Below are 20,888 nucleotides of genomic sequence, written 5' to 3'. Positions count from 1 at the left end.
GAAACCCCGGTCCGAAGGGCCGGCAGGTCGCGACAACCCCAAGCAAAGAGCAGCGGGGCAAGCCCCGCTCTACACAGAGCCAGAGCTAAAGGGGCTAGACGCCGCGGTTACGAATATACGGACGGTTGGCCATCCGGCAGTCGCTTGAAGCGGCGATGGATCCACAGGTACTGCGACGGCGCCTGCCGCACCATCTCCTCTATGGCGGCATTGACGCGCGCGCTGTCGGCGACCACGTCGGCGGTCGGGAAATCGGGCAGCGGATCGCCGACGCGCAGCAGGTATCGACCGTCTTCGCGGCGGTGGAAGAACGGCACCACCGCGCAGCCGGTCAGGCGCGCCAGCTGGTGGGTAGCGGTGATGGTCGAAGCGGGTATGCCGAAGAAAGGCGCGAACACAGTTTCCTTGCCGCGCATGTCCTGGTCCGGTGCGTACCAAAGAAAGCCGCCGCGCTTGAGATGACGCACCGCCGCGCGCAGCTCGTCGTTGGCGAACATCGCGCTGGCGTAGCGCAGCCGGCCGCGCTTGACCGCCCATTCGAACACCGGATTGCGGTGGCGGCGGTACATGCCGGCCAGGGCCACGTGATCGCAGAGCAGGCGGCCGCAGGTTTCCAGCGTCATGAAGTGGCCGGAGATCAAAAGCACGCCGCGGCCCTGCGCCTGCAGCGCGGCCAGCTTGTCCAGCCCTTCGATCCGCACGTCGCGCCGCAGCGTGGCGATCGAACCCCACCAGGCCCGCCCGAACTCGAACAGGCCGATGCCCAGGTCGTCGAAGCTCTGCCGCAACAGGGTCTCGCGCGCGGCCTCGGACAATTCCGGCAGGCATAGCGCCAGGTTGGTCCGCGCCGCGTCGCGGCGGTCCGGCAACAGCCGTAGCATGAGCCTACCGAGCGCGCGGCCGAGCACGCGCTGCAGCGCCCAGGGCAGGCGCGCGGCGAGGCAGATCCCGCCCAGGACCAGCCACATCGGCCAGTGGCGCGGCGACAGAGGCGGTGGGCCGGCGGGGGAGTTCGAGGACATGCGCCGATTTTAGGCCAACAAGCCGCGCCGCTTCGCTATGCTGTGCCGGTATGCAGGGTGAACCGATCGAACGAATGCTGCGCGCCCTGTACTCGGCGACCTTGTACCTGCTGGCGCCGGTCACGCTGTATCACCTGATCTGGCGCGGGTTCCGGCACCGCGAATACTTCCAGCGATGGAACGAGCGCTATGCCGCCTATTCGCCGCGGCAGGATGCCGCCACGATCTGGCTGCACGCGGTGTCGGTGGGCGAGGTCAACGCCGCCGCGCCGCTGGTCGACGCCTTGCGCCGCGCACGCCCGGATCTGCGGCTGGTGGTCACTACGATCACGCCGACCGGCTCGGCGCGCGCCCGTTCGCTGTGGCTGGATGCCGTCGAGCACGTCTATCTGCCTTACGACCTGCCCGGTGCGGTCGGGCGCTTCCTCGATCATTTCCGGCCCAGGATCGCGCTGATCCTGGAAACCGAACTCTGGCCCAACCTGTTGTTCGGTTGCCGCGACCGCGGCATCCCGTCGTACGTGCTCAATGCGCGCCTGTCGGAGCGTTCGTTGCGCGGCTATCGGGTATTGCGCCCGTTGATCGGGCGGGCCTTGCGCAGCGTGACGCGCGTGGCGGCGCAATCGGCCGCCGACGGCGAACGCTTCATCGCGCTGGGCGCGCAGCGCGAGCGCGTGGTAGTCACCGGCAATCTGAAGTACGACGTCGCCGTGCCGACGGGCGCGGACGCGTTCGTGGCGCAATTCCAGGACAGCCTCGGCGCCGCACGGCCGGTATGGATCGCGGCCAGCACGCACGACGGCGAGGAGGCCGCGGTGATCGCTGCGCACCGCTGCCTGCGCAAGCGGTGGCCGGACTTGCTGTTGTTGTGGGCGCCACGGCATCCGGAGCGGTTCCGGCCGGTAGCGGAACTGGTACGCAGCGAAAACCTGCAGGTGGCATTGCGCAGCAAGGACCGCTGGCCGCGCGCCGGCGACGCGGTATTCGTGATCGATACCTTGGGCGAACTCGCCGACTTCTACGCTTGCGCGGACGTGGCTTTCGTCGGCGGCAGCCTGCAGCCGATCGGCGGGCACAATCTGCTGGAACCGGCGGCGCTGGGCAAGGCCATCGTCACCGGTCCGCACCTGCACAACTTCGCCGAGATCGCCGCGCATCTGGAGCAGGCCGGCGCGTTGCGGATCATCGCCGGCGCCGAAGCGCTCTGCCCGGCGTTGGAAGCCTTGCTCGCCGATGCTCATGCGCGCGCCGCGATGGGCAACGCCGGTCTGGCGCTGGTCGCGCAAGGGCGCGGCGCGCTGGCGCGGACGATGGCGCTGATCGAGCCGCAATTGCCGGAGGTTTAGCCGTCATCCCAGCGAACGCTGGGATCCATCTTGCTCTTGCTCTCGCGCTTGCCCTTGCCCCTAAGCCGTCATCCCGGCGAAGGCCGGGATCCAGGCCCGCGTCCTCGCGGCCTGCGCTGCGACTCGCGCCATGGACAAAGGCTTCCGGCTGCGCCGGGTCACTTTCTTTGTTGGCCCAAAGAAAGTAACCCAAGAAAGGGCCTGAACTGCGGTGCGATGCGTCGCACCTGAAAGTCCGCCAGCGACTTGGCTTTCGTCGCAGGTGACCTTCTTACGCAGGTACTAGATTTTGATTCGCAGCCTATGGGTGACGTGGCTTTTGCGGATTTGCGCTAAGGAGACGTTCGGTCGATCGCTTCGCATCTGAATGTCGAAGCGACGGAGGAATCCCGAAGGCTAGCGAGCGGTGGCCAAGAACATGGAGTAGCCCCTCGCCGGGATCCCTTCCAAAGGCCCTTTTTCTTTGGTGACTTCTCTTTTTGGGCCCCTCAAAAAGAAAGCATGCCCTGAGCTTGCCGAAGGGTCACTCGGCCGCGGTTTTAGCGGACGAAACCCCGGCCTGAAAGGCCGGCAGATCGCGACAACCCCCAAGCCAAGGCGGCAGAGCAAGCTCCGCTCTACAGAGCCAAAGCGAATCTTCCCCGGCCCCTCTTTTCAAAGAAAGGAGACAAGCCAAGCCGTTGGGTTACTCGCTTCGCTCGCCCTCCAGGCCATCTGCCGACGCAGAGGTTCGCTACGCCCTTCGGCCTCGCAGTCCCGTCTTGCGGGATGATGACTTTAAGGGCGAAGGAAACGAAAGAAACTCCGTGTGACAGCGCTATTCCGAGTCCGTTGCCGCGAATCGCAGGCCGCAGTCGTGCACCGCACCGCGTATCGTCCTGCGTGCCTGCGCCACGTTTTCGTCGTCTGCCACCAAGCGCTGCCGGCGGTCGAGCGTGCAAGCCAGTCCCAGCGCCAGCAGCGATGCGTGAGCTTCGCGCAATGCGTCGCCAACGGATGCATCCAGCGCACCGGCGCCGCTTGCCGCTGCGATCAGGCCGGGCGTATCGCGATGCAGCAGAAGTTCGCGATGCGCATGCGAGTCGCGCAACACCAGGTACTGCAACAAGAATTCGAGATCGACCAGCCCGCCCTCGCCCTGTTTCAGATCGAAGCGCGCGGCATCGGAACGGTCCAGTTCGGCGCGCATCTTCGCGCGCATGGCGACCACGTCCTCACGCAACTTCTGCGGATCCCGCGATCGCGACAAAGTCTCGCCACGCACGCGCTCGAACGCCTGCAGCAGCGCGGCGTCGCCGGCGATGCCGCGCACGCGCACCAGCGCCTGATGTTCCCAGGTCCAGGCCCGCTCGCGCTGGTAATCGGCGAAGCTGGCCACGCTCGAGACCAGCAGGCCCTTGGCGCCGTCGGGGCGCAAGCGGACGTCGATCTCGTACAGCTTGCCGGCGGCGGTCGGCGCGCCGAGCAGCGCCACCAGCTTCTGCGCCAACCGCGCGTAGTAGCGCGAGGCTTCCAACGGACGCGCGCCATCGGATTGCGCGCCGTCCGCGGCGTCGTATAGGAACACCAGGTCCAGATCCGAACCGAAGCCGAGCTCTTCGCCGCCCAAACTGCCGTAGCCGAGCACGGCGAAACGGGCGTCCGGCACCGTGCCGTGCGCGGCGGCGGTTTCGGCGATCGCCAGGCGCAGGGCGATGGCGACCACCGCATCGGCCAGCCAGGCCAGCTGGCGCGTGCTGTCGCTGGCGTTCTGGCGCGCGTCGAGCACGGCCAGGGCGATGCGGAAACTGAGCGCCTGCCGCTTCTCGTTAAGCGCCTGCAGCGCCGCCTCGGTATCGCCATCCGCGGCGGCGAAAGCCGTTTCGCACTCGGCGCGAAGCGCTTCTCGCTGCGGCAGCGGCCCGGCGGCGCGCGCGTCGAGCAGTTCGTCGAGCAGCAAGGGATGCGCTGCCAAGCGTTCGGCGAGCAGGGCGCTGCGCGCGACCGCATCGACCAGCCGCCGCAAGGCCTCGGGCTGCTCGTCCAACAGCGCCAGGTAACTGCTGCGGCGCAGGATGTTCTGCAGCAACGCCAGCGCGCGGCGCAAAGCGGCATCGGGTTGGCGCGACTGCGCGGCCGCCTGCAGCAACGCCGGCAGCACGCGATCCAACCTGGCGCGCGCGGCGTCCGGCAGATCGCGCACGCCGGGCGCGCGCGCGAAATCGCGCAGCTGCGCGTCCAGCGCCGACGCCTCTTCGAAGCCGGCATCGGCCAATACCGCTGTCTCGCCGGCTTCGGGCAGCGCGCGCCAATACGCGGCCAGCGCGGTCGGCTCCGCGCGGCGTTGGCGCGTAGCCAGCAGGGCTCCGAACTCGGCGGCGACGCGCCCGCGATGCGCATCCAGCTGCGCGCGCAATGCCGGCCAATCGGCGAAGCCGCAGCCGATAGCGATGCGGTGCCGGTCGGCTTCGCTTTCCGGCAGCGCATGCGTTTGCGCGTCGCGCAGCATCTGCAAGCGGTTCTCGAGCTTGCGCAGGAAGCGGTAGGCGGCGGCCAGGGCGTCGCCGACCTCCGGTTCGATCTGCCGCGCATCGACCAGCGCCTGCAGCGCCGGCAACAGGCGCCGCTGCTGCAGCGCGGGCTCGCGTCCGCCGCGGATCAGCTGCAGGGCCTGCGCCAGGAATTCGATCTCGCGGATGCCGCCAGGCCCGCGTTTGATGTCGTCGGCCAGTTCCTTGCGTGCGACTTCGGCGGTGATCGCCGCTTTCATTTCGCGCAGGCCGCCCAATGCGCCGTAGTCCAGATACCGCCGATAGACGAAGGGACGCAGCGTTTCGAGGAAACGTTCGCCGGCGTCGATGTCGCCGGCCACCGGCCGCGCCTTGAGCCAGGCGTAACGCTCCCAATCGCGGCCTTCGCGCTGGAAGTACTGTTCCATCGCAGCGAACGACAGCGCCACGCGGCCGGCGTTGCCGAACGGTCGCAGGCGCAGGTCGACGCGATGGCTGAAGCCGTCGATCGTGGTCTCGTCGAGCAGTTTCGCCAGTTGCTGCCCGAGCCGCGCGAAATAGTCTTCGGCGTGCAAACCGCGCGCGCCGTCGCTTTCGCCGTTTTCCGGGTAGCCGTAGACCAAGTCGACATCGGAACTGAAGTTCAGCTCGCCGCCGCCGAGCTTGCCCAAGCCGAAAACGATTAGCCGCTGCGGTGCGCCGTCCGCCGATCGCACTGTGCCGTAACGTTGCGCGAATTCGGCTTCCAGCGCCGCCAGCGCAGTCTGCAGGCAGGTTTCGGCCAGGCGCGTGCTGCCGGCGAGGGTGGCGTCGACATCGTCGATTCCGAGCGCGTCGCGCCAAACCAAGCGCGTGGATTCGGCGGCGCGGTAACGGCGCAGCAGCATCGGCCAATCGCTACGATTTGCGGCATCGAGCGCCGGCAACGGCGGTGGACCGGCATTCGCATCGTCCGCCAGCCGCGCGAGCAGATCGGGTTGCCGCGTCAGTACGCCGATCGCGAAGTCGCTGGCGATCGCGACGGCCCGGCATCGCGCCGGCAGCGCCTCCGACCATGCCAGGTCTGGCGCGGCCGCACGCAGTTGCGCGATGGCGCGCTCGGCGATGGGGTCGAAGGCGGCGAAGTCGGTCACGACGCGATTGTGTCATGGCGACTCTTGGCGAAGGCCGGAATCCAGCGGCTTGGCCCAGGCTCTGCGGGAGCGGAGCTCGATCCGCTGCCTTTGTCGTGCTCCGCCTTTGTAGAGCGGGGCTTGCTCCGCTGCACTTCGCTCTTAAGCCGTTTGCTCTCATGCCGTCATCCCAGCGAACGCTGGGACCCATCTTGCTTTTGCTGTTGCCCCTAAGCCGTCATCCCGGCGAAGGCCGGGATCCAGGTCCGCGTCCTCGCAGGTGCGCTGCGACTCGCGCCATGGAAAAAGGCTTCCGGGCTGCGCCCGGGTCACTTTCTTTGCTGGCCCAAAGAAAGTAACCCAAGAAAGGGCCTGAACTGCGGTGCGATGCGTCGCGCCTGAAAGTCCGCTAGCGGCCTAAGCTTTCGTCGTGGGTGACCTTCTTACGCAGGTACTAGATTTTGATTCGCAGCCTATGGGTGACGTGGCTTTTGCGGAGTTTCGCTAAGGAGTAGTTCTGGTCGATCGCCTCGAATCTGAATGTCGAAGCGACGGAGGAATCCCGAGGGCCGGCGAGCGGTGGCCAAGCACACGGGCCATCTGCTGACGCAGATGTTCGCTGCGGCTTTCGGCCTCCGCAGTCCCGCCTTCGCGGGGATGATGGCCTGAAACAAAAGCAGCGGAGTAAGCCTTGCTCTGCAGAGCGAGGCGAAGACACCGATCCCGGCTTTCGCCGGGATCATGGGAGACAAGCACGGTAGCGCGGCGTAGCCGCGCGTTCGCCCAGGCTAGGCTTACTGCGCCGGTTGCAGTTGCGCGTCCGCGTTGACGGTGAGCAGGCGGTTGATTTCCTGCACGTCCGCAATGTCCAACGTGCCCGCCGCCTGGTCCAAGCGCAAACGGTTCTGCAGGAAGCCGTATTTGGCCTGCGCGTAGGTCTGCTGCGCATCGAACAGGTTGCGCTGGTTGATCAGCACGTCGATCACGGTGCGGGTGCCCACTTCCAGGCCCACTTGCGATGCTTCGTACGCCGCTTTGGCGGACACCACGGCCAAACGACGGGCCTCGACTTCGCTGACGCCGGCGATCAGCGCCTGGTAAGCGTTGCGCGTGCTGCGCTCGAGCGCGCGCTTCTGCTGTTCCAGCTGGTTCTGGGCGGCATCGCGGCGCGCGATGGCCGCGCGCACCTGCGACTGGGTCACGCCGCCGGAAAAGATCGGCACCGAAAGCGTCAGGCCCACGGACGGGCCGTAACCATGGTCGTCGCTGAAAGGAAGCCGCTGCGTGCCGGCGAAAGTGACGTCGCCCCAACTGGTGGTGTCGCCGTAGCTGCCGTTCAGATACAGGCGCGGGAGATGCCCGGCGCGCGCCGTTTGCACGTCGGCCGCCGCCGATTCCACCTGGTATTGCGTGGCCATCAGCGCGGGATTGTTCTTGACCGCGCTTTCGACCCAGCTCTCCACGGTCTGCTCCGGCGGCAACTCCGGCTTGTAATCCTCGGGCAGGCCCTTGAGGCTGCGCACCGGCTGGCCGGTGATCTCGGTCAGCGCCTGATAGGCGTCTTCCAACTCGTTGCGGCGCACGATGGTGTTGGCGCGGGCGCTGTCGTACTGCGCGCGCGCTTCGTGCACGTCGGTGATCGGCGCCAGGCCCACTTCCAGGCGCTTGTCGGCGAAGTCGAATTGCTTCTTCAGCGCGGTTTCCTGCGCTTCGGCCGCGGCCAGCGTTTCGATCGCGACCAGCACGTTGAAATAGGCTTGCGAAGTGCGCGTGATCAGGTCGTCGCCGGCGCTTTCCAGCGAGAAGTCGGCGCCCTTGCTCAGCGCCTTCTGGCTCTTGAGGCGCGCGAAGTTGCCGAAGTCGAAGACCATCTGGTCGACGTTGACCCCGGTCCTGCGGGTAGACGTTTCGGTGCGGCGGTTGCCGCCGGAAATCTCGCCGGTATCGGGATCGACCTGGATCGGGCTGTCGGTGTAGTTGCGCTGGCGGTTGAACGAGGCGCTGGCGTCGATCTGCGGCAGCATCGCGCCGCGCGCCTGCACGGCGCCTTCCTTGACGGCGCGGCGGTCGGCTTCGGCGGCGGACAATTGCGGGTCGCCGGTGCGGGCCAGTTCGTAGGTCTGCAACAGGTCTTCGGCGAAGGCGCTGGCGGGCAACAGGGCCAGGGCGAGGGCGAAAAACAGCGGACGGCGACTCATGCGGGGAGGTCCTTGGTTTTTATTGGCAGTCCGCGCATCGTTGCGCGGGCGGGGTCTTGATTTTTTACAAGTGGAATTCGGGTGCCGGCGCGGCGCCGGCGAGATACTGCAGTTCGGTTTCGAACAACGATTCGATGCGCGCGCCGTTGACTTCGTTGCGCAAACAGACCGCTTCCATCACCGGCGCGCGGCCGCGGACCACGAACAGGCGCCCGCCGGGACGCAGCCATTCGACGAAACGCGCCGGGACCGTGTCGACGGCGGCCGTGACGCAGATCGCGTCGAAGCGGCGCGACGTGTTCCAGGCCAACGCATCGGCGGCCTCGATGCGCACGTTGCTGTCGTGGCCGCGCTGCGCCAGGCGCGCGCTCGCCGCGGCCGCGAGTTCCGGCACTATTTCCAGACTATGCACATCGCGTGCCAGATAGCCCAGGCAGGCGGTCACGAAACCGGTGCCGGTGCCGATTTCCAGCACTTCGTCGCCCGCGTCCAGTTCCAAGCCCTGCAGCATGCGGCCCTCGACCACCGGCTTCATCATCGACTGGCCGTGGCCGATCGGCAGTTCCAGATCGGCGTAGGCCAGCGCGCGGTAGGCTTCGGGCACGAAGGCGTCGCGAGGCACGGCGGACAAGGCCTCCAGCACGCGCCCGTCCAGCACGTCCCAGGGGCGGACTTGCTGCTCCACCATGTTTTCGCGGACTTTGGCGTAATCGATCGTCATGCTCTGTGCCTGGTGCGGTCGGCCCGCGATTTTACCGGTCTCTGGCGGCAGGGTGGGGACGGCTTGGGAAACAGGATCGCCCACGTCGCACAGGGCGCTGAGTGCCGGAAGTAACCGAGACTCTCGTAGCGATGACAGGTGTCATCGCGACCGCGGACGTCCGCGGCGCATCGGCGGACACCGGCTCAGCGCGGCTCATGGGCGCGCAGGAACAGGTCGACGGTGGCCTCGATATGCGCATCGACCTCGCGCTGACTGGGGGCGGCGCAAAGCCCGCTGACCATGCGCATGTGCAACTCGCCTTTCAGCAGGCAGAAGAACTGCGACGGCGCGCGGGCGATATCGGGCACCACCAGTTCGCCGGCGGCCACGCGCGCCTGCAGGAATTCGTTGAACGCTTCCTGTACGCGCTGCGGGCCGGCCTGCCAGAACATCTGGCGGACGCGGACGTCGCTGGACTGGGTCAGCATCATGCGGTGCATCGACAACGCTTCGTCGCTGGTGATCAGGGCGAAGAAGGCCTGCGCGATCCGGGTCAGCTGCGTCCTCAGCGGACCTTTCAGGTCCGACGGGAACAGGTCCGGGGGCATCTGCTCCTCGCACTTGGCGCGTATCGCTTCCATGAACAACGCGTCCTTGTCGCCGAAATGGCTGTAGACGGTGAGTTTGGAAACCCCCGCCTCGGCGGCGATCTGATCCATGCTGACGCCGTCGAAGCCCTGCAGGGTGAACAACCGCTTCGCCGTATCCAGGATGGCGGCACGCTTGTTCAAGTCCTTGGGGCGGCCAGGACTGGTGGTTTTGGCTCGGGTTTCGAGTTTGCTGGCGGCGGCTGGCTTGCTCATGACGTAATACTAGACTAATCGGTTTTATATTTATACTATACCGGCCAGTGTAATAATTAGCCCGGAGTCAGCATGACCGTGGTAGCCAGGCAAGCCTTCCTTGCGCCCGCGCTGGTCGTCGGTGCGACCTTACTCTTGTCGGCGTGCGGCGGCGGCGAAAAGCCGCCCGAAGCCGCCCGCCCGGTACTGGTTACCCGTGCCGGCGATGCTGCGCCGGCGGTGGTCGCCTTCGCCGGCGAGATCCGGGCGCGCGAAGAAAGCGCGCTCGCCTTCCGGGTCGGCGGCAAGCTGGTGCGGCGCGATGTCGACGTCGGCGCCCGGGTCAAGCAGGGCGATCTGCTGGCGGTGCTGGATCCGGGCGACCTGCGGCTGCAGGCGCAGGCCGCGCAGGCGCAACTGTCGGCGGCCGAAGCCGAACTCAGCCGCGCCCGCGCCGATCAGGCGCGCTATGAGCAGCTGGCCAAGCAGCAGCTCGTCAGCCGTTCGGCGCTGGATGCGCAGAATGCGGCCTACCAGGCGGCTGCCGGCCAAGCCCGCGCTGCGCGCGCCAATCTCGATGTCGCCCGCAACCAGGCCGAATATTCGCAGCTGCGCGCACCGCGCGACGGCGCCATCGCCAGCCGCCAGGCCGAAGCCGGGCAGGTGGTCGCGGCCGGGCAGACGGTATTCACGCTGGCCGGCGACGATGGACGCGAAGTCGCCATCGCCTTGCCCGAATCGCAGATACGCGACTACCGCGTCGGCCAGCCGGTCCTGGTGGAATTGTGGAATGCGCCGGGCCAGCGACTGCCCGGCACGATCCGCGAAATCGCCCCCGCCGCCGATCCGCAGGCGCGCACCTATGCCGCGCGCGTCGCCCTGGGCGGCGATGCGGAGCGCAAGGTGGAACTTGGCCAGAGCGCGCGCGTGTATCTGGCCGACGGCGGCGAACAGGCGGCCTGGTCGCTGCCGTTGTCGGCGCTGCAACGCCGTGCCGATGGCCGCAATGCGGTGTGGGTGGTCGACCGCGCCACGCGCCGCGTCCATGCGGTGCCGGTGCGCACCGGTGCCTTCGGCGAAGACAGCGTGCCGGTGCTCGGCGGGCTGAAGCCCGATGCGCTGGTGGTTTCCGCGGGCGGGCATCTGCTGCGCGAGAATCAGCTGGTGACGCCGGTGGATCGCGAAAACCGGCCCATCAACCTGGCGCAGCCGAAGCGATTGAACGCAAGCGCCGATGTGCCGTAACGAAGCGACTCCCGCTGGCGCGATATCCCCTTCTCCCGCTTGCGGGGGAAGGATGGGATGGGGGCCACGGTCGCAGGAAGCTTTCAAACAGGCGCGGAGTTGCGCGCTCGCCCTCACCCCAGCCCTCTCCCGCAAGCGGGAGAGGGGGAAATAAGCCATGCGCAAATTCAATCTCTCCGAGTGGGCCCTGGGCAACCGCAGCTTGGTGCTGTACGCGATGCTGGTGCTCGGCCTGATCGGCGCGTGGTCTTACCGGCACCTGGGCCAGTCCGAGGATCCGCCGTTCACCTTCAAGGCCATGGTGGTGCGCACCCTGTGGCCGGGCGCGACCGCAGAACAGGTGTCCAAGCAAGTCACCGAGCGTATCGAAAAGAAGCTGATGGAGACCGGCCAGTACGAGTTCATCCGCTCGTATTCGCGGCCCGGCGAATCGCAGGTGATCTTCGTCGCGCGCGATTCGCTCAAATCCGCGCAGATCGATCCGCTCTGGTACCAGGTGCGCAAGAAGATCGGCGACATCCGTCCGACCCTGCCCGATGGCACGGTCGGTCCGTTCTTCAACGACGAATTCGGCGACACTTTCGGCAATATCTACGCGCTGACCGGGCAGGGCTTCGACTACGCGGTGCTGAAGGACTACGCCGATCGCTTGCAACTGGAATTGCAGCGCGTGCCCGACGTCGGCAAGGTCGATCTGATCGGCCTGCAGGACCAGAAGATCTGGATCGAAGTCAGCAACACCAAGCTGGCCACGCTGGGCGTGCCGTTGTCTGCGGTGCGACAGGCGCTGGAACAGCAGAATGCGATCACGCCCAGCGGCTTCTTCGAAACGCCGGGCAACCGCGTGCAATTGCGCGTCGAAGGCGCCTTCGATTCGGTCGAGGAAATCCGCCAGTTCCCGATCCGCGCCGGCGACCGCACCATCCGCCTGGGCGACGTGGCCACGATCACGCGCGGCTTCTCCGATCCGGCCGCGCCGAAGATGCGCTTCATGGGCGAAGAGGGCATCGGCATCGCCGTGGCGATGAAGGACGGCGGCGACATCCTGCGCTTGGGCCGCTCGCTGGAGCAGGAATTCAAGCGCCTGCAGGAAACGCTGCCCGCGGGCATGCAATTGCGCAAGGTCGCCGACCAGCCCGAAGCGGTGAAGGAATCGGTCGGCGAATTCGTGCGCGTGCTGGCCGAGGCCGTGGCCATCGTGCTGCTGGTGAGCTTCTTCTCGCTCGGCTTCCGCACCGGGCTGGTGGTGGCGGTGTCGATTCCGCTGGTGCTGGCGATGACCTTCGCGGCGATGCATTACTTCGGCATCGGCCTGCACAAGATCTCGCTGGGCGCGCTGGTGCTGGCGCTGGGGCTGCTGGTGGACGACGCGATCATCGCGGTGGAGATGATGGCGATCAAGATGGAGCAGGGCTTCAGCCGGCTCAAAGCGGCGAGCTTCGCCTACGAAAGCACCGCGTTCCCGATGCTGACCGGCACGCTGGTCACCGCGGCCGGCTTCTTGCCGATCGCCACCGCCGCATCGAGCACCGGCGAATACACGCGTTCGCTGTTCCAGGTGGTGACGATCGCGCTGATCGTGTCGTGGATCGCGGCGGTGCTGTTCATTCCGTACTTGGGCGACAAGATGCTTCCCGATCTGGCGCACCAGCACGAACCCAATCCCCGTTCTCCGGCCGGACGTTGGCGTGCGCTGCGGCAGCGCGCCGCTGATCGCTTTCCGCGGCTGGCTTTCATGCTGGCACCGCCGCCGATCGTGGGGCACGAGCACGATCCCTACCAAACCCCGTTTTACCGGCGTTTCCGCGGCCTGCTGGACTGGTGCCTGTCGCATCGCTGGTGGGTGATCGGCATCACTGTTGCGGCATTCGTGGCTTCGATCGTGATGTTCCGCTTCGTGCCGCAGCAATTCTTCCCCGATTCGACGCGCCCCGAGCTGATGGTCGATATGGAACTGGCCGAAGGCGCGTCGCTGCGCGCCACCGAGGCGCAGGCGAAGAAGCTCGAGCGCTACCTGAAGGGCCACGAAGGCATCGACAACTACGTTGCGTATGTCGGTACCGGTTCGCCGCGCTATTACTTGCCGTTGGACCAGCAGCTGCCCGCCGCCAATTTCGCCCAATTCGTGGTCCGTGCCGACGGGCTGGAATCGCGCGAAGCGCTGCGCACCTGGTTGATCGAGGACGTGATCCCGCAATTCCCGGAACTGCAGTTGCGCGTGACGCGGCTGGAGAACGGGCCGCCGGTGGGTTATCCGCTGCAGTTCCGCGTGTCCGGCGAGCACGTCGAGCGCGTGCGCGCGATCGCGCAGCAGGTGGCCGAGAAGGTGCGCGCCAATCCGCATGCCGCCAACGTGAACCTGGATTGGGACGAGCCCAGCAAGGTGGTGCGGCTGCGCATCGACCAGGACCGCGCCCGCGCGCTCGGGATCAGCTCGGCGGAAGTATCCAGTTTCCTCTCCGGTTCGCTATCGGGCCTGCACGTCAGTAAGTATCGCGAGGGCAACGAGCTGATCGAGATGCTGATGCGCGGCCCGGACGACGAGCGCGCGCGGTTGGATCTGCTGTCGAGCCTGGCGATTCCGACCGCCAGCGGCCAGTCGGTGCCGCTGTCGCAAGTGGCCAAGCTGGAATACGCGTTCGAGGAAGGCATCGTCTGGCATCGCGACCGTCTGCCGACGGTGACGGTGCGCGCCGACATCATCGACGGCACCACGCCGCCCAGCGCGGTGGCGCAGATCGAGCCGACGCTGGAAGGTATCCGCGATGCGCTGCCGGAAGGCTATCTGCTGCGCACCGGCGGCACGGTGGAGGACTCGGCGCGCGGCCAGAACTCGGTCAACGCGGGCATGCCCTTGTTCCTGATGGTGGTGATTACGCTGCTGATGCTGCAGCTGCGCAGCTTCTCGCGGGTGGGTCTGGTGCTGTTGACGGCGCCGCTGGGCTTGATCGGGGTGACGCTGTTCCTGCTGATGTTCCGGGTGCCGTTCGGTTTCGTGGCCATGCTCGGCACGATCGCGCTGGCCGGCATGATCATGCGCAATTCGGTGATCTTGGTCGATCAGATCGAGCAGGACATCGCCGCCGGCCACGATCGTTGGCACGCGATCATCGATGCGACGGTGCGACGCTTCCGCCCGATCGTGCTTACGGCGCTGGCGGCGGTGCTGGCGATGATTCCGCTATCGCGTTCGGTGTTCTACGGGCCGATGGCGGTGGCGATCATGGGCGGCCTGATCGTGGCTACGGCGTTGACGCTGCTGTTCCTGCCGGCGTTGTATGCGGCGTGGTTCAAGGTGAAGCCGCAAGAAGCCGAAGCGGGCGATGCTCCACTCGCCTTGTCGGCCCAATGATTCCAGCTACCCATGTAGAGCGGAGCTCGCTCCGCTGCTCTTGCCCTTAAGCCCTTTGCCCTAAGCCGTCATCCCAGCGAACGCTGGGACCCATGTTGCTCTTGCCCCTCAGCCGTCATCCCGGCGAAGGCCGGGATCCAGGCCCGCGTCCTCACGGCTTGCGCTGCGACTCGCGCCATGGAAAAAGGCTTCCGCGCTACGCGCGGGTCACTTTCTTTGCTGGCCCAAAGAAAGTAACCCAAGAAAGGGCCTGAACTGCGGTGCGATGCGTCGCACCTGAAAGTCCGCCAGCGGCCTAAGCTTTCGTCGTGGGTGACCTTCTTACGTAGGTACTAGATTTTGATTCGCCGCGTATGGGTGACGTGGCTTTTGCGGATGGGCGCTAAGGAGGCGTTCGGGTCGATCGCTTCGAATCTGAATGTCGAAGCGACGGAGGAATCCCGAGAGCCTGCGAGCGGTGGCCAAGAACACGAGGTAACCCCATCGCCGGGATACCTTCCAAAGGCCCTTTTCTTTGGTTACTTCTCTTTTTGGGCCCCACAAAAAGAAAGTAACTCGGCCGCGGTTTTAGCGGACGAAACCCCGGCCCAGAGGGCCGGCAGGTCGCCATAACCCCCAAGCAAAGAGCAGCGGGGCAAGCCCCGCTCTACACAGAGCAACCGCAAATCTCCCCAAGCCCCTCTGACACGCCAAGGCGCTGGCTCCAGGCATTCGCTGGGATGACGAGCGGGCGCCTTTGCCGCCAACCGGCATTCGGGTCTAGACTCGCCCGGCAAGCGATGGCCGGCGCGTCCGGTCTGCCAGCAAGCGAGGATCGCGGTGAAGCCGACCGATATTCGCAACCCCGACACCTTCCATAAGGTCGTCGATTGCCAGTGGGCTTGCCCCGCGCACACCCCCGTGCCCGAATACATCCGCCTGATCGCCGCCGGCCGCTATGCCGACGCCTACATGGTCAATTGGCATTCCAATGTATTCCCCGGCATCCTCGGCCGCACCTGCGACCGCCCATGCGAACCGGCCTGCCGGCGCGGGCGCGTCGAAGAGAACAACGGCCCGGCTTCGATGAGCGAGAAGCCCGAGCCGGTCGCCATCTGCCGGCTCAAACGCGTCGCCGCCGACCACAAGGGCGACGTGCAGGCGCGCATGCCAAAACCCGCGGCGCAAGGCAACGGCAAGCGCATCGCTTGCGTCGGCGCCGGACCGTCGTCGCTGACGGTCGCGCGCGACCTCGCGCCGCTCGGCTATCGCGTCACCGTATTCGAAGCCGATCCGAAAGCCGGCGGCTTCATGCGCACCCAGGTGCCGCGTTTCCGGCTGCCGGAGAGCGTCATCGACGAAGAGACCGGCTACATCCTCGATCTGGGCGTCGATTTCGTCGGCGGCCATCGCATCGAATCGATGAAGGCATTGCTCGCCGAAAACTACGATGCGGTGTTCGTCGGCAGCGGCGCGCCGCGCGGGCGCGATCTCGATCTCCCCGGCCGGCAGGAAGCCGCGGCGCAGATCCATGTCGGCCTGGACTGGTTGGCCAACGTCTACTTCGGCCACATCACCTCGGTAGGCAAGCGCGTGCTCGTGCTCGGCGGCGGCAACACCGCGATGGATTGCTGCCGCTCCGCGCGCAGGCTCGGCGGCACCGACGTCAAGGTGCTGGTGCGCTCGGGCTTCGACGAGATGAAGGCCAGTCCCTGGGAAAAAGAGGATGCGATGCACGAAGGCATCCCGATTCTCGACTACCGCGTCCCCAAGGCCTTCGTGCATGCCAGCGGCCGCCTGACTGGCATGACCTTCGAGCGCGTGCGCGCCGAATACGACGACAAGGGCCGCCGCAAGCTGGTGCCGACCGGCGAGCCGGACGAATTCCATCCCTGCGACGAAGTGCTGATCGCGGTCGGGCAGGAAAACGCGTTCCCGTGGATCGAGCGCGACCTGGGCATCGAGTTCGACGAATGGGGCATGCCGGCGGTCGACAAGATCACCCATCAGTCGACGCTGGCGCATGTGCTGTTCGGCGGCGACGCTGCGTTCGGGCCCAAGAACATCATCTGGGCGGTGGCGCACGGCCATGCCGCGGCGATTTCGATCGACAAGCTGCTGCACGGCGAGGACGCGCGCGAGCGTCCGGATCCGATGGTGCAGCTCGACTCGCAGAAAATGGGCATCCACGAGTGGAGCTACGACAACGCCGTCTCGCCCGACGAACGCTACGCGGTGCCGTGGTCGGAAGCGGCGAAGAAGCTGGACAGCATGCAGGTGGAAGTCGAACTCGGTTTCGACCCGGCCACCGCATGGAAGGAAACCCAGCGCTGCCTGAACTGCGACGTGCAGACCGTGTTCACCCGCGACAAGTGCATCGAATGCGATGCCTGCGTCGACATCTGCCCAACCGATTGCATCACCTTCACGCTCAACGGCGACGAAGCGGACCTGCGCACGCGCCTCACCGCGCCGGCGCTCAACGCCACGCAGGATCTGTACGTGTCCGAACCGCTGAAGACGATGCGGGTGATGGTGAAGGACGAGGACGTCTGCCTGCATTGCGGGCTGTGCGCGGAACGCTGCCCCACGGGGGCCTGGGATATGCAGAAATTCTTGTTGCTGGAGACTTATGCGGGCTCGGGATGCCGCAGCAAGAAGCAGAAGGAGGCGGCGTGAGCAGATTTTGCTTTAGCCCGTCATCTCGGCGAAAGCCGGGATCCAGGCCCGTGATCGTTCGGCTGCGACGCGCCTGGATCCCGGTTTTCGCCGGGATGACGGAGAGTGAGGCTAACGTATGACCCCCAGCCTCTCCCCGCTCCAATCTATCAACGACTTCGTCGTCAAATTCGCCAACGTCAACGGCTCCGGTTCGGCTTCCGCCAACGAACTGTTCGCCAAGGCGATCCTGCGCATGGGCGTGCCGGTCAGCCCGCGCAATATCTTCCCGTCCAACATCCAGGGCCTGCCGACCTGGTACGAAGTGCGCGTTTCCGAGCGCGGCTGGCTCGGTCGGCGCGGCGGCGTCGACCTGATGGTGGCGATGAATCCCCAGACTTGGGATGCGGACCTCGCCGAGATCGAAGCCGGCGGCTATCTCTTCTACGACAACAGCAAGCCGCTGCCGAAATCGAAGTTCCGCGACGACATCAACATCATCGGCGTGCCGCTGACCGAGATCTGCAACGCCGCCTACAGCGATCCGCGCCAGCGCCAGCTGTTCAAGAACATCATGTACGTCGGCGCGCTGAGCGCCTTGCTCGACATGGACGTGCCGACCATCGAAACCCTGATCGGCGAGCAGTACAAGGGCAAGGAAAAGCTGCTCAAGCCCAATATCGAAGCCCTGCATCTGGGGCGCGACTGGGTGCGCGAGCATCTGCCGCATCCGATCGGGCTACGCGTGCAGAAGGCCGATGCGGTCGGCGACAAGATCTTCGTCGAAGGCAATGCGGCGGCGGCGCTGGGCTGCGTGTACGGCGGCGCGACGGTCTGTGCTTGGTATCCGATCACGCCGTCGTCCTCGCTCGCCGAAGCGTTCCAGAAATACTGCCAAAAATACCGTGTGGACGAGGAAGGCCGCGCCCGCTACGCCATCATCCAGGCCGAGGACGAGATCGCGTCGATCGGCATGGTGGTCGGCGCCGGCTGGAACGGCGCGCGCGCGTTCACCACCACGGCCGGTCCGGGCATCTCGCTGATGAACGAGTTCATCGGCCTGGCCTATTTCGCCGAGATTCCGGTCACGATTATCGATGTGCAGCGCGGCGGGCCGTCGACCGGCATGCCCACGCGCACCCAGCAGTCGGACGTGCTGGCCTGCGCCTACGCCTCGCACGGCGATACCAAGCATGTGCTGCTGTTTCCGGAAGATCCGCACGAATGCTTCGAGTTTTCGGCGGCCGCATTCGACCTCGCGGATCGCCTGCAGACGCCGATCTTCGTGATGACCGACCTGGACATCGGCATGAACCAGCGCCTGTGCGCGCCCTTCGCCTGGGACGACGCCAAGCGCTACGACCGCGGCAAGGTGATGACGGCCGCGCAGCTGGAAGAGGGGCGGGAGTTCGCCCGCTACAAGGATGTCGACGGCGACGGCATCCCTTACCGCACCTATCCCGGCACGCATCCGGAAAAGGGCGCGTACTTTACCCGCGGCACCTCGCGCAATCCGCAGGCGCAGTATTCCGAACGCGGACCGGACTACGTCTACAACATGCAGCGGCTGCTGCAGAAATTCGACACGGCCAAGTCGCTGGTGCCGCAGCCGATCGCCAGCCGCTCGGACGTGCCGGCGCGCCATGGGGCGATCTATTTCGGTTCGACCAGCCCGGCGATGCAGGAGGCGATCGAGCGGCTGCGGGACGACGGCATCGCGCTCGACACGATGAGAGTGCGCGCCTTCCCGTTCCCGGATTCTGTGAAGGATTTCATCGATGCGCATGATTCGGTATTCGTGGTCGAGCAGAACCGGGACGCGCAGCTGCGCTCGCTGCTGGTGAACGAATTCGGCATCGACCCGGCTCGGCTGGTCGCGGTGCTGCATTACGACGGCACGCCGATCACGGCGCGCTTCATCGCCGATGCGATCTGCTCGCGGTTGCGGCCGGCGTCGCATCAGCACAAGGTGGCCTGAACATGCGCCCTATGCTCTTCCTGCTGGGCGGTTTCGCGGTCGTGCTCATCCTGGGCTTCTGGATGGCGAATTCCATGGTCCCGCCGTCGCCGAGCGCCGCGGCCATCGCCACGACCGGACAATCCCCGTCGTCGGACAGCACATCGCTGTGGCTGTTCGCTGTGCTGGCCTGGGCGACGGCCTTCTTCGTTCGCCCGTTATGGTTGTCCGCAACGCTGACGGCCGGCGTTGTATTCGTGGGCGGTGTATTCGTCGTCCTGGGCGCATTGAACGGATACGCCGACAGCCATTTGCGGCCGAATTACAGCGGTTCCTGGACCGTGTTCCAGGTCGGCGTGCTGATGCTGGCATCGCGCGTCGTGACGTTCCTCCTATGGCTGCGGAAAGCTTCGTTAGAGGAGTTGATGTGACGTATCTGGTCAGCCGAAAATGCATCACCTCACGCTCTAGCGACGCAACGGGACCAGGTGCTTAGGCCTATGCGCAGCATCCTGTACTTGCTGATCGGATTCGCGGCCGTGCTGCTGGCCGGATTCTGGTTCGCGGATTCCATGATGGCGCCTTTGCAGCAGACCGTCTCGGCGGCCGAGCCGATGGCCCTGAGGTCGGCCGACATGCCTATGCTGTGGGCGCTGACGGCATTGGCTTGGTTCACCGCCTTCTATGTCCGGCCGTGGTGGCTGTGTCTGCTGCACAACCTCATCGTTCTGTTCTTCGCCGGTTTGTTCATCGTCGGCGGCGCCGCGACCGCTTACTTCGACCATTACATGAATCCGAAGGACGACATCGGTCGGGTCACGTTCTGGTTCGGCGTGCTGATCCTGGCGTCACGCGTGGTCACCCTTTTCCTCTTGCTGCGAAAACCTCCCGCCGAGGCTTTGACATGACTTACCTGGCCAAGCCCAAGCTCCACCACCCCACGCTCGCCTGCAATGCGATCGGCTTCACACGGCGCGATTACGAAGGCAAGATCAGCACGCTGTGCGCCGGCTGCGGCCACGATTCGATCTCGGCGGCGATCATCCAGGCATGTTGGGAGCTGGACATCGAACCGCATCGCGTCGCCAAGCTGTCGGGCATCGGTTGCAGTTCCAAGACGCCGGACTATTTCCTCGGCCAGTCGCACGGCTTCAACACCGTGCACGGGCGCATGCCGTCGGTGCTGACCGGCGCCAACCTGGCCAATCGCGAGTTGATCTATCTGGGCGTGTCCGGCGACGGCGATTCGGCGTCGATCGGCATTGGCCAGTTCGTGCATGCGATCCGTCGCGGCGTGAACATGGTCTACATCGTCGAGAACAACGGCGTGTACGGACTGACCAAGGGGCAGTTCTCGGCCACCGCAGATCAGGGTTCGGTGTCGAAGAAGGGCGTCGCCAATACCGACAGTCCGCTGGACATGGTCAGCATGGCCTTGCAACTGGGCGCCAGTTACGTCGCGCGCGGCTTTTCCGGCGACAAGAAGCAGCTGGTGCCGCTGATCAAGGGCGCGTTGTCGCACCGCGGCGCCGCGTTCCTGGACGTGATCAGCCCCTGCGTCGCCTTCAACAACCATCCCGGCAGCACCAAGAGCTACGATTACGTGCGCGAGCACAACGATGCGGTCAACCAGCTCGATGTGATGCTGCCGCGCGCCGAAATCGTGGTCGATTATGCGGCCGGCGAGACGATCCAGGTCGAGCAGCACGACGGTTCCGTGCTGCGATTGCGCAAACTCGACGAGACCTACGACCCGCGCGACCGGCTGACCGCGATGAACCTGATCCAGCAGCGCCAGGCGCAGGGCGAGGTGGTGACCGGCCTGCTGTATTTCGATCAGGAAGCGGGCGATCTGCACGGGCACCTCAATACGGTGCCGGCGCCTTTGAATGCGCTCGAAGCGCCGGAGTTGAATCCGGGCGCTGCTGCGCTCGCCAAGATCAACGCCTCGCTGCGCTGAGCCGCCCGTTGTTTTGTGGGAGCGG

13 protein-coding genes are annotated in these 20,888 nt (G+C 66.0%); 8 read left to right on the top strand and 5 right to left on the bottom strand.

Going from position 1 to position 20,888, the window contains the following annotated elements; all coding sequences use genetic code 11:
• Positions 1–107 precede the first annotated feature (107 nt).
• Positions 108–1,022, bottom strand: a complete 915-nt coding sequence (gene lpxL, locus M2650_RS13000) for an LpxL/LpxP family Kdo(2)-lipid IV(A) lauroyl/palmitoleoyl acyltransferase (protein ID WP_249475206.1) — start codon at positions 1,020–1,022, stop codon at positions 108–110.
• A gap of 50 nt (positions 1,023–1,072) precedes the next feature.
• Between lpxL and waaA the strand changes: the two genes are divergently transcribed.
• Complete coding sequence (gene waaA, locus M2650_RS12995; protein WP_249475204.1) at positions 1,073–2,368, top strand: lipid IV(A) 3-deoxy-D-manno-octulosonic acid transferase; 1,296 nt, start codon at positions 1,073–1,075, stop codon at positions 2,366–2,368.
• A gap of 817 nt (positions 2,369–3,185) precedes the next feature.
• Here waaA and glnE read toward each other — a convergent pair.
• From glnE to M2650_RS12975, 4 genes are all read right to left on the bottom strand, one after another.
• Complete coding sequence (gene glnE / locus M2650_RS12990) at positions 3,186–5,990, bottom strand: bifunctional [glutamate--ammonia ligase]-adenylyl-L-tyrosine phosphorylase/[glutamate--ammonia-ligase] adenylyltransferase (RefSeq protein WP_345779865.1); 2,805 nt, start codon at positions 5,988–5,990, stop codon at positions 3,186–3,188.
• Between the two features lie 773 nt (positions 5,991–6,763).
• The gene (locus tag M2650_RS12985) at positions 6,764–8,167 is read right to left on the bottom strand and encodes a TolC family outer membrane protein (protein WP_249475202.1); all 1,404 of its coding nucleotides are present in this window, start codon (positions 8,165–8,167) and stop codon (positions 6,764–6,766) included.
• Positions 8,168–8,231: 64 nt separating this feature from the next.
• Positions 8,232–8,888: a protein-L-isoaspartate O-methyltransferase family protein gene (locus M2650_RS12980; RefSeq protein WP_249475201.1), complete on the bottom strand. Its 657-nt coding sequence runs from the start codon at positions 8,886–8,888 to the stop codon at positions 8,232–8,234.
• A gap of 185 nt (positions 8,889–9,073) precedes the next feature.
• Positions 9,074–9,733 carry a TetR/AcrR family transcriptional regulator gene (locus tag M2650_RS12975; protein ID WP_249475199.1) on the bottom strand — a complete coding sequence of 220 codons (660 nt, stop codon included), beginning with the start codon at positions 9,731–9,733 and terminating at the stop codon, positions 9,074–9,076.
• A 72-nt stretch (positions 9,734–9,805) separates the two neighbouring features.
• On the opposite strand from M2650_RS12975, the gene M2650_RS12970 reads away from it, so the two are divergent.
• The 7 genes from M2650_RS12970 (at position 9,806) to M2650_RS12940 (ending at position 20,863) form a co-directional block, all read left to right on the top strand.
• Positions 9,806–10,957 (top strand): efflux RND transporter periplasmic adaptor subunit, encoded by a 1,152-nt coding sequence (locus tag M2650_RS12970; RefSeq protein WP_249475197.1) that lies wholly within the window; start codon positions 9,806–9,808, stop codon positions 10,955–10,957.
• A 157-nt stretch (positions 10,958–11,114) separates the two neighbouring features.
• Complete coding sequence (locus M2650_RS12965) at positions 11,115–14,309, top strand: efflux RND transporter permease subunit (protein ID WP_249475193.1); 3,195 nt, start codon at positions 11,115–11,117, stop codon at positions 14,307–14,309.
• A gap of 819 nt (positions 14,310–15,128) precedes the next feature.
• Positions 15,129–16,967 carry an FAD-dependent oxidoreductase gene (locus M2650_RS12960; protein WP_249475190.1) on the top strand — a complete coding sequence of 613 codons (1,839 nt, stop codon included), beginning with the start codon at positions 15,129–15,131 and terminating at the stop codon, positions 16,965–16,967.
• 118 nt (positions 16,968–17,085) lie between these two features.
• The gene (locus M2650_RS12955) at positions 17,086–18,924 is read left to right on the top strand and encodes a 2-oxoacid:acceptor oxidoreductase subunit alpha (protein WP_249475188.1); all 1,839 of its coding nucleotides are present in this window, start codon (positions 17,086–17,088) and stop codon (positions 18,922–18,924) included.
• Between the two features lie 2 nt (positions 18,925–18,926).
• The gene (locus tag M2650_RS12950; RefSeq protein ID WP_249475186.1) at positions 18,927–19,334 is read left to right on the top strand and encodes a hypothetical protein; all 408 of its coding nucleotides are present in this window, start codon (positions 18,927–18,929) and stop codon (positions 19,332–19,334) included.
• A gap of 69 nt (positions 19,335–19,403) precedes the next feature.
• Complete coding sequence (locus M2650_RS12945) at positions 19,404–19,811, top strand: hypothetical protein (RefSeq protein WP_249475184.1); 408 nt, start codon at positions 19,404–19,406, stop codon at positions 19,809–19,811.
• Positions 19,808–20,863 (top strand): 2-oxoacid:ferredoxin oxidoreductase subunit beta, encoded by a 1,056-nt coding sequence (locus tag M2650_RS12940; RefSeq protein ID WP_249475183.1) that lies wholly within the window; start codon positions 19,808–19,810, stop codon positions 20,861–20,863. The genes M2650_RS12945 and M2650_RS12940 overlap by 4 nt, the downstream gene beginning before the upstream one ends.
• Positions 20,864–20,888: the final 25 nt, after the last annotated feature.

This window comes from Luteimonas galliterrae, assembly GCF_023374055.1.
Classification (GTDB): domain Bacteria; phylum Pseudomonadota; class Gammaproteobacteria; order Xanthomonadales; family Xanthomonadaceae; genus Luteimonas_C; species Luteimonas_C galliterrae.
This window is presented reverse-complemented; position numbering and strand designations above follow the sequence as displayed.

Coding starts and splice junctions, on each gene's coding strand:
- lpxL (WP_249475206.1), bottom strand. CDS start 1,022: ATGTCCTCGAACTCCCCCGCCGGCCCACCGCCTCTGTCGCCGCGCCAC.
- waaA (WP_249475204.1), top strand. CDS start 1,073: ATGCAGGGTGAACCGATCGAACGAATGCTGCGCGCCCTGTACTCGGCG.
- M2650_RS12985 (WP_249475202.1), bottom strand. CDS start 8,167: ATGAGTCGCCGTCCGCTGTTTTTCGCCCTCGCCCTGGCCCTGTTGCCC.
- M2650_RS12980 (WP_249475201.1), bottom strand. CDS start 8,888: ATGACGATCGATTACGCCAAAGTCCGCGAAAACATGGTGGAGCAGCAA.
- M2650_RS12975 (WP_249475199.1), bottom strand. CDS start 9,733: ATGAGCAAGCCAGCCGCCGCCAGCAAACTCGAAACCCGAGCCAAAACC.
- M2650_RS12970 (WP_249475197.1), top strand. CDS start 9,806: ATGACCGTGGTAGCCAGGCAAGCCTTCCTTGCGCCCGCGCTGGTCGTC.
- M2650_RS12965 (WP_249475193.1), top strand. CDS start 11,115: ATGCGCAAATTCAATCTCTCCGAGTGGGCCCTGGGCAACCGCAGCTTG.
- M2650_RS12955 (WP_249475188.1), top strand. CDS start 17,086: ATGACCCCCAGCCTCTCCCCGCTCCAATCTATCAACGACTTCGTCGTC.
- M2650_RS12950 (WP_249475186.1), top strand. CDS start 18,927: ATGCGCCCTATGCTCTTCCTGCTGGGCGGTTTCGCGGTCGTGCTCATC.
- M2650_RS12945 (WP_249475184.1), top strand. CDS start 19,404: ATGCGCAGCATCCTGTACTTGCTGATCGGATTCGCGGCCGTGCTGCTG.
- M2650_RS12940 (WP_249475183.1), top strand. CDS start 19,808: ATGACTTACCTGGCCAAGCCCAAGCTCCACCACCCCACGCTCGCCTGC.